Below are 14,196 nucleotides of genomic sequence, written 5' to 3'. Positions count from 1 at the left end.
AGTTCCGCAGTCACCGCCAGGGCGAACACCTCCTGGGCCTCCAGGGGCCGGGCCACACCCTGGGGGTCCAGGACCACCACGTTGCCCCGGTCGCCGTCGCAGTCGGGCACGTAGCCCAGCTCGAAGGCGTGGTCCTCCAGGGCGGCCAGCTCCAGCACGCGACAGGCGGGGTGCAGGGCCTCGCCCTCGGGCAGAATCGCGTGGGCGATCCGCCCGGGAACGTAGTTCACGGCCCGGACCTTGAGGCCCAGGCCGTCCAGGAATTCGCGGTCGATGGACACTGTGCGCGCCGAGCCGTTCAGCTCGGCCACAACTCCCAGGGGCCGCCGCTCCAGGGAGCGGTGCAGTTGCTCCAGCACGCTGGCCCGCCCCGAGGCGCTGGCCTCGGCGGTCAGCTCGCGGGCGGCGTGACGGCGGTAGGCGGTCAGGCTGCGACGTTTCTGGGCGGCGCTGTGGGCGTACACCGCAGTCAGGGCCGCCGGGTCCACATTCCGCAGGCTGGTGTAGAATGCCTCCAGCCCGGCGGGGTCGCGCACCAGCTCGTGCAGGCTCTCTTCCAGCGCCTGGGCCCGGTCGCGCGGCAGCACCCGTCCATCCCCGGCCGAGAATTTCACCCCGTTCCAGCCCGGCGGGTTGTGGCTGGCGGTCACTATTATCAATCCATCCAGCCCCGGCTCCAGGGCGATGAAAGCCATGGCCTCGGGCGTGGGAGCGATCCCTGGAAAGCGCACCTGTGCCCCGGCGGCCAGAAGGCCCCGGATCACCGCGCAGCCGGCCGCGGCTGAGGTGGGACGAGTGTCCAGGGCCACCGCGGCCACGGCCGGGGCCGGCCCGGTCTGCGCCAGGCGCCGCCCGAAAACATAGCCCGCCGCTGCGGCGAAAAGCGCGGCGGCGGGGTCCACCTCAGGCCGAAGGCTCTCCGGGTCGCCGCTCACCGCGAACACCCGCCGCCAGCCTGAGAATGAGATTATGGCCTCATCCAGAATGCCGCGCCACCGGTCCGGGCCGGGGGGAGCGGACCAGCGGCCCGGTCCGAGCGGGTCATCCGGGCATGCGGCCGAGCCGGCTGCCATCCAGGCTCACCTCGAAAAGACACTGTTTGGATTAACAGCGAAAGTACATGCAAAACCGATGTCGCTTTTCGTAGGGGCGAACCTTGTGTTCGCCCGGTATTTTGTTCGTCCTTTCGGTCTTGCCCAGCAATGTCCGGTTAGGAACTTGCAGTGAGAAGCCGAAAGACCCTTTTCTGCTTTGGTTTCGGCCAAAGCAGAAAAGCCAGCGGGGGCCGCTTGCCTCGTCCCGGCCGCGGCTCCATTTCCACCCTCGGTGTTCCCGGTTCTCCCATTCCGCTTCCGCGCAGCGGGGCGGCGCTGCCGCGCAATCGCCACCGCACGCAAGGCGCGCTTTCAGGCCGGGCCGTTTTACACTCACTACCACGCTGCCCGTGCTGCAGGCTCAGACAGGTGCGGCCCCCCAAAGGCAACTGCGGCGGCCTGGCAGCCGCTTGGGAACCATTTCCACAGCCTGGCCGGCCTCCCCCTTTAAAAAAGGGGGATTGAGGGGGATTTAATTCTACACATCGGGCACGGCATGCCGTGCCCCCACAATCGATTTTCAGAATTACTCCGCACCGGCTCAATCCAGCTTGAGCACCGCCAGGAACGCCTCCTGGGGTATCTCCACCCGGCCGACCTGTTTCATCCGGCGCTTGCCCTCGCGCTGACGTTCGAGCAATTTGCGCTTGCGGGTGATGTCGCCGCCGTAGCACTTGGCGGTCACGTTCTTGCGCAACGGGCGCACCACCTCGCGGGCGATCACCCGCCCGCCGATAGCGGCCTGCAAGACCACCTCGAACAACTGGCGCGGGATCAGTTCCTTGAGCTTGTCGATCAGGCGCTTGCCCCAGGTGCGGCTCTTGTCCCGGTGGGTGATCGCGCTCAGGGCGTCCACCACCTCGTCGTTGACCAGGATGTCCAGGCGCACCAGGTCGGCGGCGCGGTACTCCAGGAACTCGTAATCGTAGCTGGCGTAGCCGCGCGAGACCGTTTTCAAACGGTCGTAGAAATCGAGCAGTATCTCCGAAAGCGGCAGCACGAAAATCAGCTCGATCTTGTACTGGTCCAGGTATTTCATCTCGCGGAACTCGCCGCGCCGCTCGCGGCAGAGCTCCATCACCGGGCCGATGTAATCCGAGGGCAGGTAGATGCGCAGGGTCACCAGCGGCTCCTCGATCTGCTCGATCCCGGCGCGGTCAGGCATGGCTGCGGGGTTCGACAGCTCGAGGACCTCGCCGCTGGTCATCAGGACCCGGTAGCGCACGCTGGGCACAGTGGCGAGGATTCGCACATCGTGCTCGCGGCTCAGGCGCTCCTGGATGATCTCCATGTGCAGCAGGCCGAGGAAGCCGCAGCGGAAGCCGAAGCCCAGGGCGGCGGAGGTCTCGGGCTCGTAGCTCAGGGAGGCGTCATTGAGGCGCAGCTTTTCCAGGGCCTCTTTCAGGTCGTCGTAATCATCGTTGTCCACCGGGTAAACCGCGGCGAACACCATGGGCTTGACCTCTTTGTAGCCGGGCAGGGCCGCCGGGGCCGGGTTGGCGGCGTCGATGATCGTGTCGCCGACCCGGGTGTCGCTCAGTTTCTTGATCTGGGCCACCACGTAGCCCACCTCGCCTGCCTCCAGACGCGGCATCTTGATCGGCCGCAGGCGCTGGTAGCCCACCTCGATCACCTCGTACTCGGCCGCGGCGGCCATCAGGCACACTTTCATCCCGGGCTCGATCGCGCCGTCCATCACCCGCACCAGGGGCACCGCGCCGCGGTACTGGTCGAAGGTGCTGTCGAAGATCAGGGCGGTCAGGGGCCTGGTGGCATCGCCCTGGGGCGGCGGGATACGCTGCACGATGGCCTCCAGCACAGCCTCGATCCCGATGCCGGCCTTGGCGCTCACCAGAAGGATCTCCTCGCGCTCAACGGCCAGAAGGTCCTCCATCTCGGCGCTTACCCGCTCGATCATGGCCGCGGGCAGGTCGATCTTGTTGATCACCGGGATGATGGTCAGGTTGTGGTCCATGGCCAGCAGGAGGTTGCTCAGGGTCTGGGCCTCCACCCCCTGGGTGGCGTCCACCACCAGCAGCGCGCCCTCGCAGGCGGCCAGGGACCGGCTGACCTCGTAGGAGAAATCCACGTGACCCGGGGTGTCGATCAGGTTGAACTCGTAGTGGTTGCTGTCCGCGGCCTTGTAGTCCATGCGGATGGCGTGGCTTTTGATCGTGATCCCGCGCTCGCGCTCCAGGTCCATGCTGTCGAGCACCTGGGCCCGCATCTCGCGCGACTCCAGGGTGTGGGTGCTCTCCAGCAGACGGTCGGCGAGGGTGGACTTGCCGTGGTCGATATGCGCGATGATGCAGAAATTACGGATACGGTCCAGATTCATATATGGTTTCTCTTTTCCTTTTTCAACACACTTTGTACGAAACTGCCCGCCGCAGGACAATTACATTGAATCCCATCCGCCCCCCTGTTGTCAAAGAGGGAGCCGAGCCTCTCCCGGTCGACGGTTTGTCGGCCTCCCCCTTCGGCAAAGCAGGGGAATCGAGGGAATTCAACCCAAAAACCGGGCCGGGCATGCCGTGCCCCTGTAAAAATATCGATATGACATATTGAAACCCAAGCCTGCATTCCACCCGGACGGCTATTTCCCGAGCATCCGGTCAAACATGCCCTGGAGGTTGAAGGGGTGGTAGCGGCTCCCGATGCGGCTGACCGCGCCGCTCGCGCCCCAGGCGGTCAGCTCCAGGCGTCGCGCCTCGTGGACAGCCTGGGCGAAGCCGAACAGCGGGGCCCGGTCGCTGAGCCAGATTGTCACCTCACGGCCCTTGGGGTCCTGGACCAGCAGGCGCCGGGTGTCGAGCGCGCCCTGCTTCAGGTCCAGTCTTTCGGGGGCCTGCTCGGTGGCGCTGATCCCGTTCTGAGCGCCCTCGCGGATCGAGGCGGTCAGATCATCCAGGTCGAGTCCCAGGCCGAAACGGGTGGCCAGCATGGTCCCCAGACTGGCCAGCCCGGCGGGCACCTCCTGCGCCTCGGACTTACCCAGCTTGAGCACGACTTTTTTCGCTTTCAGACCGAGGAATTCACCGGCCGGGAACAGTCCCATCGCGGTCAGGCTGTCGCCGTCATTGCCGATCACGGTCAGCTCCAGCCAGAGATGGGGCGCACCCTCGAACTGCTCCCTGCCGACCGCGGACACCCTGAAGCGCCGTGGTTTGTCCTCGCCCTTGACTATCACCGCGTAGCTGGACCAGGCCCCCACCACGGGCGGACGCAGCATGGACTTGAGGTCCAGGTTCGCCGCCTGCGCGAGCGTGGACTGCCCGGCCGCGAGGGCGAGAAAAGTCAGGATACACAGAATGCTTTTGCCCGGCATCTCACTATCTCCATTATTCCGGTTAACTCTGTTTTCCGCAGGCACTAACTTAACTGTGAGGGGGCTGTCGGGCAAGCGCCCTGTTCATAAGTATTGTATTAAATATTGCTTTATAGCGTTCAGCCCCTGCCGGGTGCGGACAGGGGCTGACTTTGGCAGTACCGTCGGTGTGTCCGGGCTCAGCCCAGTTTCTTGAGCGACTCGCGGATAAAGGCCGGCAGGTCATCCGGGGTGCGGCTGGAGACCAGGTTGCCCTCGACCACCACCTCGCGGTCGAAGAACATCCCGCCCGCGTTGAGCACATCCTGCGCGATCCCCGGCAGGCAGGTGAGCCTGCGGCCCTTGAGCACATCGCAACTGACCAGCAGTTGCACCGCATGGCAGATTATGAACACCGGCTTTTCAGCCAGGAAAAAGTCGCGCACGAACTCCAGCGCTTCCGGGTAGCGCCGCAGCTTGTCCGGGGCGTAACCGCCCGGGATCAGCAGGGCGTCATAGTCCGCGGCCCTCTCCCTGTCCACCGCGCGCTGGACTGTCACCTCCAGACCCTCTTTCTTGCCCCGGACCACGGCCCCGGCTTTCAGGCCCACGGTCACCACCGTGTGCCCCTCTCTGGCAAAGGCCTCCGCCGGAGCGCTGTACTCCGAGTCCTCGAACATGTCGGCGATGACCGCCGCTATTTTCGCCATCTTTCCACCCCCCTGTCGATGTGTATTGAGACTGTGCTACTAAGCTTAGGGGAAAATGGGGCCGGCAGTCAAGGCGGCCTGCGCGCGGGTGAGCAGGACCGGCGGCTCGAAACGCAGCAGCACGCGGCCGTCAACGGTGCGGCTCCAGGACGGCTCGTAGCCGGCCAGACGGACCAGTTCGGGCAGGTCGGACGGGCGGGTGAGCACCCAACGCACGCTCCCGGCCAGGTAAGCGCGCAGGTCCTCGCGCTCCGGGTCGAAACGGACAGCCCCGCGGCCGCTGTAGAACAGGAACGCCGGGGCCCAGCAGCGGTGGAACAGCACCGGACCGTTGTCCTGGGCCGTGACGGCGCATTCGGCGGCGAGAGTGCGCACGGCGTTCAGTTTCTCCACCCGCGGCAGCACCAGCCCGGCGCTCAGGCCGAAAAGCACGGCCATGGAAAGCACGGTCAGGACGCTCCAGAGGCGCACCCCGCGTCGCAGGCTCAGCCCGGCCAGGGCGATCAGGCCCAAGGGCGAAAGTGCGGCCAGGGCCAGGAGCACCGGGACGTGCACCTTGCACGGCAGAAGGACCAGCCCGGCGGCCAGTACAGCCAGGGCCAGGACCGCGCTGCCCCAACCCAGCCAGCCACGGCCTCTTTCACTGCCCTCCAGCGCGGCGACATAGGCGCCGGCCAGGGCGGCCAGGGCCGGGTAGAGCGGAAGCACGTAATTGGGCAGCTTGCCGTGGCTTAGGCTCAAAAAGAGCAGCATCCCGAAGGCCCAACACCAGAGGAACAGGTTCGCCCGCGCAGCCGGGTCCGCACCGCGCCGGGTGACAACGTCCCGCACCCCGGCGGCCGAGCGCCACAGCCCGCCGGCCAGGGCCGCGGTCCAGGGAAAAGCCCCGACCAGGAGCACCGGCAGGTAGTAGTAGAGCGGACCCTCGTGCTGCCAGCGGTTGGTGAAATAGTGGTCGATGTTGCGGCGCAGGAATATCTCGGTGATGAATTCCATCCCGTGACGGCCGTACATCCAGACAAACCAGGGCGCGGCCGCGGCCAGGAAAACGAGCGCCCCGCGGAAAAGGCCCATCCGCCCCAGGATGCGCCAGTCGCGGGACAGGGCCACGAACAGAAACACGGCCAGCCCGGGCAGGATCACCCCCAGCGGACCCTTGGCCAGGAACCCCAGGGCGCAGCCCAGGTAGAGCGCCAGATGGGCGGCCCTCGCCTCGGCGAAACGCTTCCGGCCCAGGTCCGTGGCCGCGAACCCCCAGAGGGCGAACGCCACGCCCAGGGCGAGCAGCATGTCCGGCACCGCGCTGCGGGAGTAGACTATGCACTGGAGCATCCCGGCCCCGGCCAGGCCCGAGTACAGCCCGGCCCGCGCCCCGAACAGGCGCGCCCCCAGCAGCAGGCACAGAAAGCCCAGCCCCAGGCCCGCCGCGGCGCTGGGAAGGCGCACGGCCAGCTCGTTTTTTCCCAGAGCGGAAACGGAAAGGCACTGCAGGAAATAGATCCCCACTGGCTTGCCCCAGCGCGGCTCGGCGTTGAAAACCGGGTCGAGCCAGTCACCCCGGGCGAGCATCTCCACGGCCGCGGTGGGGTAGTAGCCCTCATCCGGGTCGAACAGGGCGGGCTTGCCCAGGAAAGGCAGGCTCAGGAACAGGCTCGCCGCGGCCACGGCAACAAAATGGCGCAGGGGAGGGACGCTCCCCCGCGCCGTGGAACCGGTATCCGGATGTACGCTCAAACTGTTTCACTCCCAGGCCCCGCGCGCGGGGAGCCATGCTATTTGCTCTCGGTCAGGGCTTTCTCTATCGCTTGGACCAGGGCCGAGTCATCCGGTGCGGTCTGGGGCGTGAAACGCGCGACCACGCGGCCCTGACGGTCAAGCAGGAACTTGGTGAAATTCCAGGGAATCTCGCCCGCGAACCCGGGGTTGGTGCTCTCCGAGGTCAGGTAGGCGTAGAGCGGGCAGATATCCTCCCCCTTGACCGAGACCTTGGAGAACAGCGGGAAAGTCACGTTGTAAGTCATGCTGCAGAACTGCTTGATCTCGCTGTCCGTGCCCGGCTCCTGGGCCTTGAAATTGTTGGCCGGGAAGGCCAATATCGTGAACCCCTGGCCGGAGTATTTCTCATACAGGGCCTCGAGGCCCTCGTACTGCGGGGTGAAACCGCACTTGCTGGCCGTGTTGACCAGCAGCGCCACCTGGCCCTTGTACTGCGCCAGGTCGACCTCGTGACCGTCTATGTCCTTCATCTTGAAGCTCAGGGGCATGTTTTTCGGAGTGTCCGCGGCCAGGGCCGCGCCCCCCAGCGCCAGAGCCATAGTGATAAGCGAAAGCAGAACAGTGCGCATGCTGCCACCTCCTCCCCAAGGGAGAAAAAGCCCGTTGCCGCCCAAGGACTGATAAAATAACAGCTTCTTTATTTGAGATGCAACAAATACAGGGCCGAAGTCAAGAGCGGGCGGCCGGAATGAGAATTTCTCTCAGACATTCCACCCCAGACTGGGGTCGTCAGCGGCTGGGGGCCGGGAACCGTGCGCCGACTCAGCGGCGGCGGAACAGGCGGGGGAAGATATAGGGCGTGCTTTTTTTATATTCCAGGTAGGCCGGGCCGAAACGAATCGCCAGCTCTTTCTCCTCCACACCCCGGTGGTAGAGCGTGCCGAGCACCGCCCCGGCGATGAAAACCAGCAGGCCGAGCGCCGGCGACTGGACGAGGGTCAGAAGGCCCAGGTAGTAAAGCATGGCCCCGAGCTGGATCGGGTTGCGGCAGAGGGCGTAGGGACCCGAGGTGATGAGCTTGACTGTCGGGGCGCAGGGCGCGGGAGTGCCGCCCCCGGAGCGCCACTGGGTGAGCACCACGGCCACGAGCAGCCACACCCCGGCAGCCAAAAAGAGCCAGCCTGGGACACGGTAGAGCGCGGTGGGCCAACTGTCGCTCAGGCGTTCCAGGTGCAGGCCGCGTCCCAGGGCGAAAAAGAGCAGCGGCAAGACCACGATGAATAATACCGAGCCGAAAGCCAGGGAGACGATCTTGCGGCCCAGGGAAGCGGGCCGGGCCGCCAGGGCGAGCAGGGTGCGGATCAAGGGGCCGGGCATGGGAGGCTTTTCTATTTGTTTAGTGAATACAGCTTGGATAAAAATTCGACGGCATTGTCAACCAGTTCTGGTTTTATATCCCAACCCAAGTTATGTGCTGCTTTAACAATACCATCTTTACCCTCTTTTTGAATGTCAATGCCTCTTTTAGTCAGGATGAAATGCGTTTTTGCGGCTATCGAAAGCTTAAAATAATCATCATTATCTCCTGCGCTTTTTAAACACTCAATCGCTTTTGATATTTTTTCTGATTCTTCTACGAGGTTTCCCTTGATAAGATTTACGATTTTCTCTCCGTCGCCTGTTAGAATATAGTCATACCTTCTAATTTCAAACCCTTCACCGTTTAAACCAAATCCGACGGCGTTTTCTTGTAACAATCCAAGCGCTTTTAAATTAGAAACCGCCCCTTCTATCTCGGTTGAATATGGGCCGTAATAATGTGGCTTATAGTCAAATTGCGTTTGAAGTAATTCGTTTACAAAGTACGCCTTTTTTTGCAACAACGTCTTGCCACGAACACAACCTTCGTTCTCTTTTATTATTAATAGAACAAGTTCTTCGGCGTCCATTTATTCCTCCGGCTTAGTAGGATGCAAACACCTTATTATCAATTGTTCGATGTCTTGATTATATTTCTGTTTCTTGCGTCTTTTGTCGGCATCGTCATTAAATTCTACGGGGGCATATATTTGTAAGAATTTATCGCTCTCGCTTTCGCTAATTGATCTAAACAGGGTGGATACATCTTCGAATTTTTGGGGTCCACTTCCTTTGAGGATTAGAATTGACCCCTCGTTGTTACGAGATTGTTCGCGCACGGATTTAAATGCAAACGAGTTGACAATTACATGATTGCAATCTACTTTTTGCCCGGTCATTGATGATAGATATTCAGCCACCTCGACTTCAATGCATTTTTTCTTCTTCTGGTTTAATTTAAATAGAGACCAGCTCAGTTCAGGCTCAACTTCATTAAGGTTTTTAGAAAATACGCGCTTAAATAGATTTCTGTTTCTTAATCGCCAAAAAATATCAGTAGCATAACCTTGTTTCCCGTTCATTGGGAAAAGCAGAGCCACGCTTAAACGGCTATCGTCCCAATCTAAATAGTTGTTGATGAATTGTTCGGAGCCATCGTATCGGTACAAATTATTTAACCAAACTATTCCGTCCTTCTCGATTCCCAACTCTAGGGCGCGAATAATCATCTCATCTGTCACAAGTCTTATTTTGTGTCTATAGACTTGTGTTGTCATGTGGTATTTTGCTATAACAAATTGTTCTATTGCGTAAATTCCGTCTTCAGTGGCGGCTAAATATTGTTCTGTTGAATCGTGATGTGATGTCAATGTGCCTATAAGTCTTTCTAAATCGAATATTCCATATTTGACACCACAGAAATAGCTGTCTCTTAGAAGATAATCCTGCTTATCAGCATCCAATGGTCCTGAAATTATATTTTTCTCTATTATTTCTCCCTGTGTGCCTGCAAGTAATCCAATGATTTTGTTTTTAGTAGGTCTGTCAACCAATTCGTTTATTTCTTTGTTTTGCTCTATAATGTCACAAGTTAGTTTTTCATGTATTTTTTCCTTTGCTTTGACTTGTATCTTTGATTGGTCAAAATATTTATCTAAAATATCCTCTGAGACGTGGGAGAAGGGGCCATGCCCAATATCATGAAGAAGTCCGGCAAGTCTTATTAAGTCCACTTTTTCATGATTAACAAGTAGCTGTTCGGCCAATAATCCAGCAATATGCATCACGCCCAAAGAATGTTCAAAACGCGTGTGAATTGCACCTGGATATACCAGCGAAGCTAAGGCCAGTTGTTTAATTCCTCTTAATCTCTGGAAAACGACTGTATCAATAATCCTTTCTTCGCGCTCCGTGCGATTAATAAAGCCATGGATCGGATCCCTTAATTCTCTTAATTTTTCCACACATTCCTCACCGTTTGAGGAAAAGCGTAGGAAATATACAAAGGATTATCAATAGGAATTTAAAAGAGAATTTTTTTTACGAAAGCAAATATTTTACTTCCGCAGCCGTTTCGGCTCGTACTCGCAGTAGGGCTCCTCGGCCAGGTAGTCGCCGCTTTCGCCGTAGGCGCGCGCCCGGCAGCCCATGCAGACAGTCTTGTACTCGCAGAGGCCGCATTTGCCCGTGAGGTTGCCCGTGTCGCGCAGCACTTTAAAAAGATGCGACTCGTTCCAGATCTCCTCCAACGGGGTCGCCAACACGTTCCCTGCGGCCACGGGCAGGTAGCCGCAGGGGAACACCTCGCCCGAGTGGCTCACGAAACAGACCGCCGTGCCGGCCAGGCAGCCGCGGGTCATGCTGTGCATGGCCCCGTGGCCGTGGCCCTTGGCGCGCATGGCCTCCACGCCGCCGCGCTGAAGGGCGATGCGGAAATAGTGCGGCGCGCAGGTGGCCTTGAGCTGAAGGGCCGGGTACTCCACGCTCTTGTCGTAAATCCAGTTGAGCACTTCCTCATATTGCGCGGGCGGAAGCTGCATCTCGCGCGAAAGCTCCACTCCGCAGCCCACCGGCACGAGCATGAAAAAGTGCAGCGCCTCGGCCCCGTTCTCCAGGGCCAGGGCGACAATCTGCTCCAGTTGATGCACGTTGTGCCGGGCCACGGTGCAGTTGACCTGCATGCTCATGCCCAGCTCGCGGAGGGCGCGGAAGCCTTTCAGGGCGGCCTCGAACGAGCCAGGCAGACCGCGGAAAGAGTCGTGCACCTCGGCTGTGGAGCCATCGAAACTGATCGAGACCCGGCGAACTCCGGCTGCCACGATCCGTCCGGCCAGCTCTTTGTCCACCATCGTGCCGTTGGTGGCCAGGGCCACGGGCAGGCCGCGGCCGGAGGCGTGGGCGGCGATATCGAGGATGTCCGGGCGGATGAGCGGCTCGCCGCCACTCAGGACAAGAATGGGCTTGGCGAACACGGCGACCGAGTCCACCAGGCGCAGGCAGCTTTCCGTGGGCATGTCGCCCGGGGCGAGGCCGCTGCCGAAAACATCCACCCGCCGGCAATGACGGCAACTGAGGTTGCAGCCGGCGGTGGTCTCCCAGAACACCAGGCGGAGCTGGTTGCCCAGGGCGTCCGGCCCCTTGCCGCTAAACGGCGCGGAGTGGGGATGGCCGCCGGGATGTCCCATCTGATCGGTCATCTGGAACCCTTTCCTGATCTATAACCAAGCTTTTCAGCCAAAATGACTCACAGAGGTTACACCCCAATATCAGGCCCGGCGCGGTGGCTGTCAACGGGTGGAGGTTTTTTCCAGGCGCTCCAGAAGGGCCGCGGCGCTCTCGCGGCGGGGGCCGGGGGCCAGGCCGCGCAAAGCCCGTCGCAGAAGGACCCGCGCCGAGTCGGGCCGCTCCAGAGACCCGGCCAGCAGAAGGCCGTAGTTTAGCGCGGCGTCCGGGTAGTCCGGCTTGAGGGCCAGGGCGCGCCAGTAGGCCGCCTCCGCTTCCTTATTCTGACCCAGCGCGGCGCGCGAGCCGCCCAGGTTGTTCCAGGCCGCGGCGTAGAGGCTGTCCAGCCCGATGGCCCGCTCGTAGGCCCGGCAGGACTGTTCGTAGCGTTTCAGCTCATAGCAGGCTATCCCCAGGTTGTTGAACGCCTCGGCTGGCACGCCCTCCAGTACTGTGGCCCGTTCATAGGCTTGAACCGCGGCTTCGTTGTCACTGTCCAACTGGCAGGCCAGCCCCAGGTTGAACCAGGCGCGCCAGCCGGCGCCCTCCAGCGCGGTGGCCCGCTCAAGGGTCGCGCGGGCACGTGCATAGTCGCCGAGCCGGATAAGCAGCGCTCCCAGGTCGGTCAGCAGGCCGGGGTTGCCTGGCAGGGCGGCCTCGGCGCGATGGTAGAATTCGAGGGCCTGTTCCGTGCGGCCGGCGGAGTCGTGAATGCGGGCGAGAAGGGCCAGGGCCGGGCCGTAGTCGGGGTTGAGCGTGAGGGCGCGCTCCAGCTCTTTCTGTGCGCGGGCCGAGTCGGCCAGCTCCAGGGCGGCGCTGCCCAGCAGGAAAAAAGCCCGCTCCGAGGGCGACTGCGAGCGCACCGCCTGCTGGGCCGCGGCCAGGGCGGAATCGGGATGTCCCAGGGCCAGCTCGCTTTCGGCCAGGAACTCCCAGGCCGACCAGTTGGCCGGGTCGGCGGCCAGAAGGGCGCGGAATTCCCGCGCGGCCAGCTCCGGGTGGCTGTCGGTCAGGTAGCTCACCCCCAGCATGTAGCCCGGCACGCTGACGATCATGTCCTTGGGGTCGGGCAGGCGCGAAATGTCCTCATCCGGCGCGGCGGAGCGCCCGGCGACATAGCCCAGGGCACGCAGTCCGGCGCTCTCCTCGGCGCCCGGCGCGGCGGCGGGCCTCGTGGCAGCCTCACGCGGAGTGAGCGCGTGCTTGAGGTTCTCCAGCACCCGGGCCAGGGAGTCGGCGGGCGGGCCGGGAACAAGGTTGGCCAGCTCCGCCGGGTCGGTATCAAGATTATACAGCTCCGGCCGCGGGGCGCGGACATACTTGCGTCCGCCGCGCACCACTCCCTCCAGCGGGCTCCAGCCGTGGCAGTACCACGGATACCAGCATTCCAGGTACAGCGGGCGGTTGGCGGGCGGCTGAATGAGCCCCTGCGCCGAGGCCAGGGCCTGGCCCTGGCAGCCACCGGGCGGCTCGACCCCGGCCAGCGCGGCCAGGGTGGGGGCGACATCCGCCAGGCTGACCGGAGTATCCATCACCTGAGCCCGGAGCGAGTCCACCCCCGGCAGGCTCAGGATCAACGGCACGTGCACAGTGGAGTTGTAGAGGAACGTGCTGTGGGTCTGCTCGCCATGCTCACCCAGTCCCTCGCCGTGGTCGCCGAACATAAGCATCAGCGTGTTGCGGGCGAGGCCCAGGCTGTCGAGTGCGGCCAGAAGGCCGCCCAGGCAGTGGTCGGTCCAGGCGATCTCGGCGCGGTAGGGGTCAGCCGCAGCCGCGGCGAACGGCTCGGGGGCCTCCCAGGGGCGGTGCGGGTCGAAGAAATGGACGAACAGGAAAAAGGGCCGCCCGGAGTTCTTTTTCAGCCACTGTCCGGCGCGCGCGGCCACAATATCCGCCCGGCGTTCACGCTGGGCCATCATTCCGGTGGCCCGTCCCCCACCATGGTACATATCGTCGTCATAGAGGTCGAACCCCCGGTCCAGGCCGTAGCGGTGGTCCAGGACAAAGGAGCCGGTGAAAGCCGCGGTGGCGTAGCCCGCCGCGCGGAACGATTCAGCCAGGGTGGGCACAGCGGCGCTCAGGCGGAAAGTGCCGTTGTTACGCACTCCATGACTGGGCGGGTACAGCCCGGTCAGGACCGTGGCGTGCGTGGGCAGAGTGATCGGCACGGCGGTGTAGGCCCGGGCGAATCGCACTCCATTTGCGGCCAGACTGTCGAGCACAGGGGTGCGCGCGGCGCTGTCGCCGTAGCAGCCCAGACGGTCGGCGCGCGTGGTGTCGAAACTGACCAGCAGGACATTCAGCCGCGGGGCGCGCGAGCAGGTGGGCGCGGCAGTCAGGGCCGCCAGGATGAGACCGTAGACGGCTGCTTTCCCGCTTTTTCTCATCGGGTCTTCTCCAGCTCCTGGCGCGCGGTGGTGGCCCAGGCGGCCTGCGGGTCGAGGGCCAGGGCGTGGCTCAGAAGCTCCCGTCCACGCGCGGGCTGTTTCAATTCCCGCAGGCAGAGCATCCCCAGGTTGAACCCGGCCTGGGCGTAGAGGCTGTCCAGGGCCAGGGCACGGCTGTAGCAGTCCTCGGCCTTGACGGCATGGTTTCCCGCGGCCAGAAGGTTTCCCAGGTTGTTCCAGGCCGGGGCGTAAAGGCTGTCCGCGGCCAGGGCCGCGCGGTAGGCCGCCTCGGCGCGGGCGGTTTTTCCAGCCGAGAACAGCACCACCCCCAGGTTGTTCTGCACTTTCTCATCCCGGCTGAACCGCGCGGCCACCCGCTCCAGGCAGGCCTCGGCCCGGGG

Annotated in this window: 12 protein-coding genes; all 12 read right to left on the bottom strand. The window is 62.6% G+C overall.

Going from position 1 to position 14,196, the window contains the following annotated elements:
• A partial coding sequence (locus tag LLH00_13185) for a phosphatidylglycerol lysyltransferase (protein ID MCE5272225.1) occupies positions 1-1,073 on the bottom strand: 1,073 nt, incomplete at its 3' end.
• A 562-nt stretch (positions 1,074-1,635) separates the two neighbouring features.
• Complete coding sequence (gene lepA / locus LLH00_13180) at positions 1,636-3,432, bottom strand: translation elongation factor 4 (protein ID MCE5272224.1); 1,797 nt, start codon at positions 3,430-3,432, stop codon at positions 1,636-1,638.
• Between the two features lie 258 nt (positions 3,433-3,690).
• The gene (locus tag LLH00_13175; protein ID MCE5272223.1) at positions 3,691-4,422 is read right to left on the bottom strand and encodes a hypothetical protein; all 732 of its coding nucleotides are present in this window, start codon (positions 4,420-4,422) and stop codon (positions 3,691-3,693) included.
• Positions 4,423-4,601: 179 nt separating this feature from the next.
• Complete coding sequence (locus LLH00_13170; GenBank protein ID MCE5272222.1) at positions 4,602-5,111, bottom strand: type 1 glutamine amidotransferase; 510 nt, start codon at positions 5,109-5,111, stop codon at positions 4,602-4,604.
• A gap of 45 nt (positions 5,112-5,156) precedes the next feature.
• Entirely contained in the window at positions 5,157-6,845 is a 1,689-nt protein-coding gene (locus LLH00_13165; GenBank protein ID MCE5272221.1) for a glycosyltransferase family 39 protein, read from the bottom strand.
• A gap of 38 nt (positions 6,846-6,883) precedes the next feature.
• On the bottom strand, positions 6,884-7,375 hold the full coding sequence (locus LLH00_13160; protein MCE5272220.1) for a glutathione peroxidase: 492 nt from the start codon (positions 7,373-7,375) through the stop codon (positions 6,884-6,886).
• Positions 7,376-7,649: 274 nt separating this feature from the next.
• Complete coding sequence (locus LLH00_13155; GenBank protein MCE5272219.1) at positions 7,650-8,204, bottom strand: isoprenylcysteine carboxylmethyltransferase family protein; 555 nt, start codon at positions 8,202-8,204, stop codon at positions 7,650-7,652.
• 11 nt (positions 8,205-8,215) lie between these two features.
• Positions 8,216-8,776, bottom strand: a complete 561-nt coding sequence (locus tag LLH00_13150; protein ID MCE5272218.1) for a hypothetical protein — start codon at positions 8,774-8,776, stop codon at positions 8,216-8,218.
• Positions 8,777-10,150 (bottom strand): HD domain-containing protein, encoded by a 1,374-nt coding sequence (locus tag LLH00_13145; GenBank protein ID MCE5272217.1) that lies wholly within the window; start codon positions 10,148-10,150, stop codon positions 8,777-8,779. It lies immediately after the preceding gene.
• Between the two features lie 93 nt (positions 10,151-10,243).
• Entirely contained in the window at positions 10,244-11,383 is a 1,140-nt protein-coding gene (locus LLH00_13140; GenBank protein ID MCE5272216.1) for a radical SAM protein, read from the bottom strand.
• Between the two features lie 90 nt (positions 11,384-11,473).
• Entirely contained in the window at positions 11,474-13,795 is a 2,322-nt protein-coding gene (locus tag LLH00_13135) for a sulfatase-like hydrolase/transferase (GenBank protein ID MCE5272215.1), read from the bottom strand.
• The coding region (locus LLH00_13130) for a tetratricopeptide repeat protein (GenBank protein ID MCE5272214.1) at positions 13,792-14,196 on the bottom strand (405 nt) is incomplete at its 5' end. The genes LLH00_13130 and LLH00_13135, both read right to left, overlap by 4 nt.

The sequence above is a fragment of the bacterium genome (assembly GCA_021372515.1).
In the GTDB taxonomy this organism is placed as follows: Bacteria; Gemmatimonadota; Glassbacteria; order GWA2-58-10; family GWA2-58-10; genus JAJFUG01.
The sequence above is the reverse complement of the archived record's forward strand: the minus strand, read 5'-3'. Positions and strand labels throughout refer to the sequence as shown.

Excerpts from the sequence above, each read along its gene's own strand:
- lepA (MCE5272224.1), bottom strand. The coding sequence starts at position 3,432 with ATGAATCTGGACCGTATCCGTAATTTCTGCATCATCGCGCATATCGAC.
- LLH00_13175 (MCE5272223.1), bottom strand. The coding sequence starts at position 4,422 with ATGCCGGGCAAAAGCATTCTGTGTATCCTGACTTTTCTCGCCCTCGCG.
- LLH00_13170 (MCE5272222.1), bottom strand. The coding sequence starts at position 5,111 with ATGGCGAAAATAGCGGCGGTCATCGCCGACATGTTCGAGGACTCGGAG.
- LLH00_13160 (MCE5272220.1), bottom strand. The coding sequence starts at position 7,375 with ATGCCCCTGAGCTTCAAGATGAAGGACATAGACGGTCACGAGGTCGAC.
- LLH00_13155 (MCE5272219.1), bottom strand. The coding sequence starts at position 8,204 with ATGCCCGGCCCCTTGATCCGCACCCTGCTCGCCCTGGCGGCCCGGCCC.
- LLH00_13150 (MCE5272218.1), bottom strand. The coding sequence starts at position 8,776 with ATGGACGCCGAAGAACTTGTTCTATTAATAATAAAAGAGAACGAAGGT.
- LLH00_13140 (MCE5272216.1), bottom strand. The coding sequence starts at position 11,383 with ATGACCGATCAGATGGGACATCCCGGCGGCCATCCCCACTCCGCGCCG.
- LLH00_13135 (MCE5272215.1), bottom strand. The coding sequence starts at position 13,795 with ATGAGAAAAAGCGGGAAAGCAGCCGTCTACGGTCTCATCCTGGCGGCC.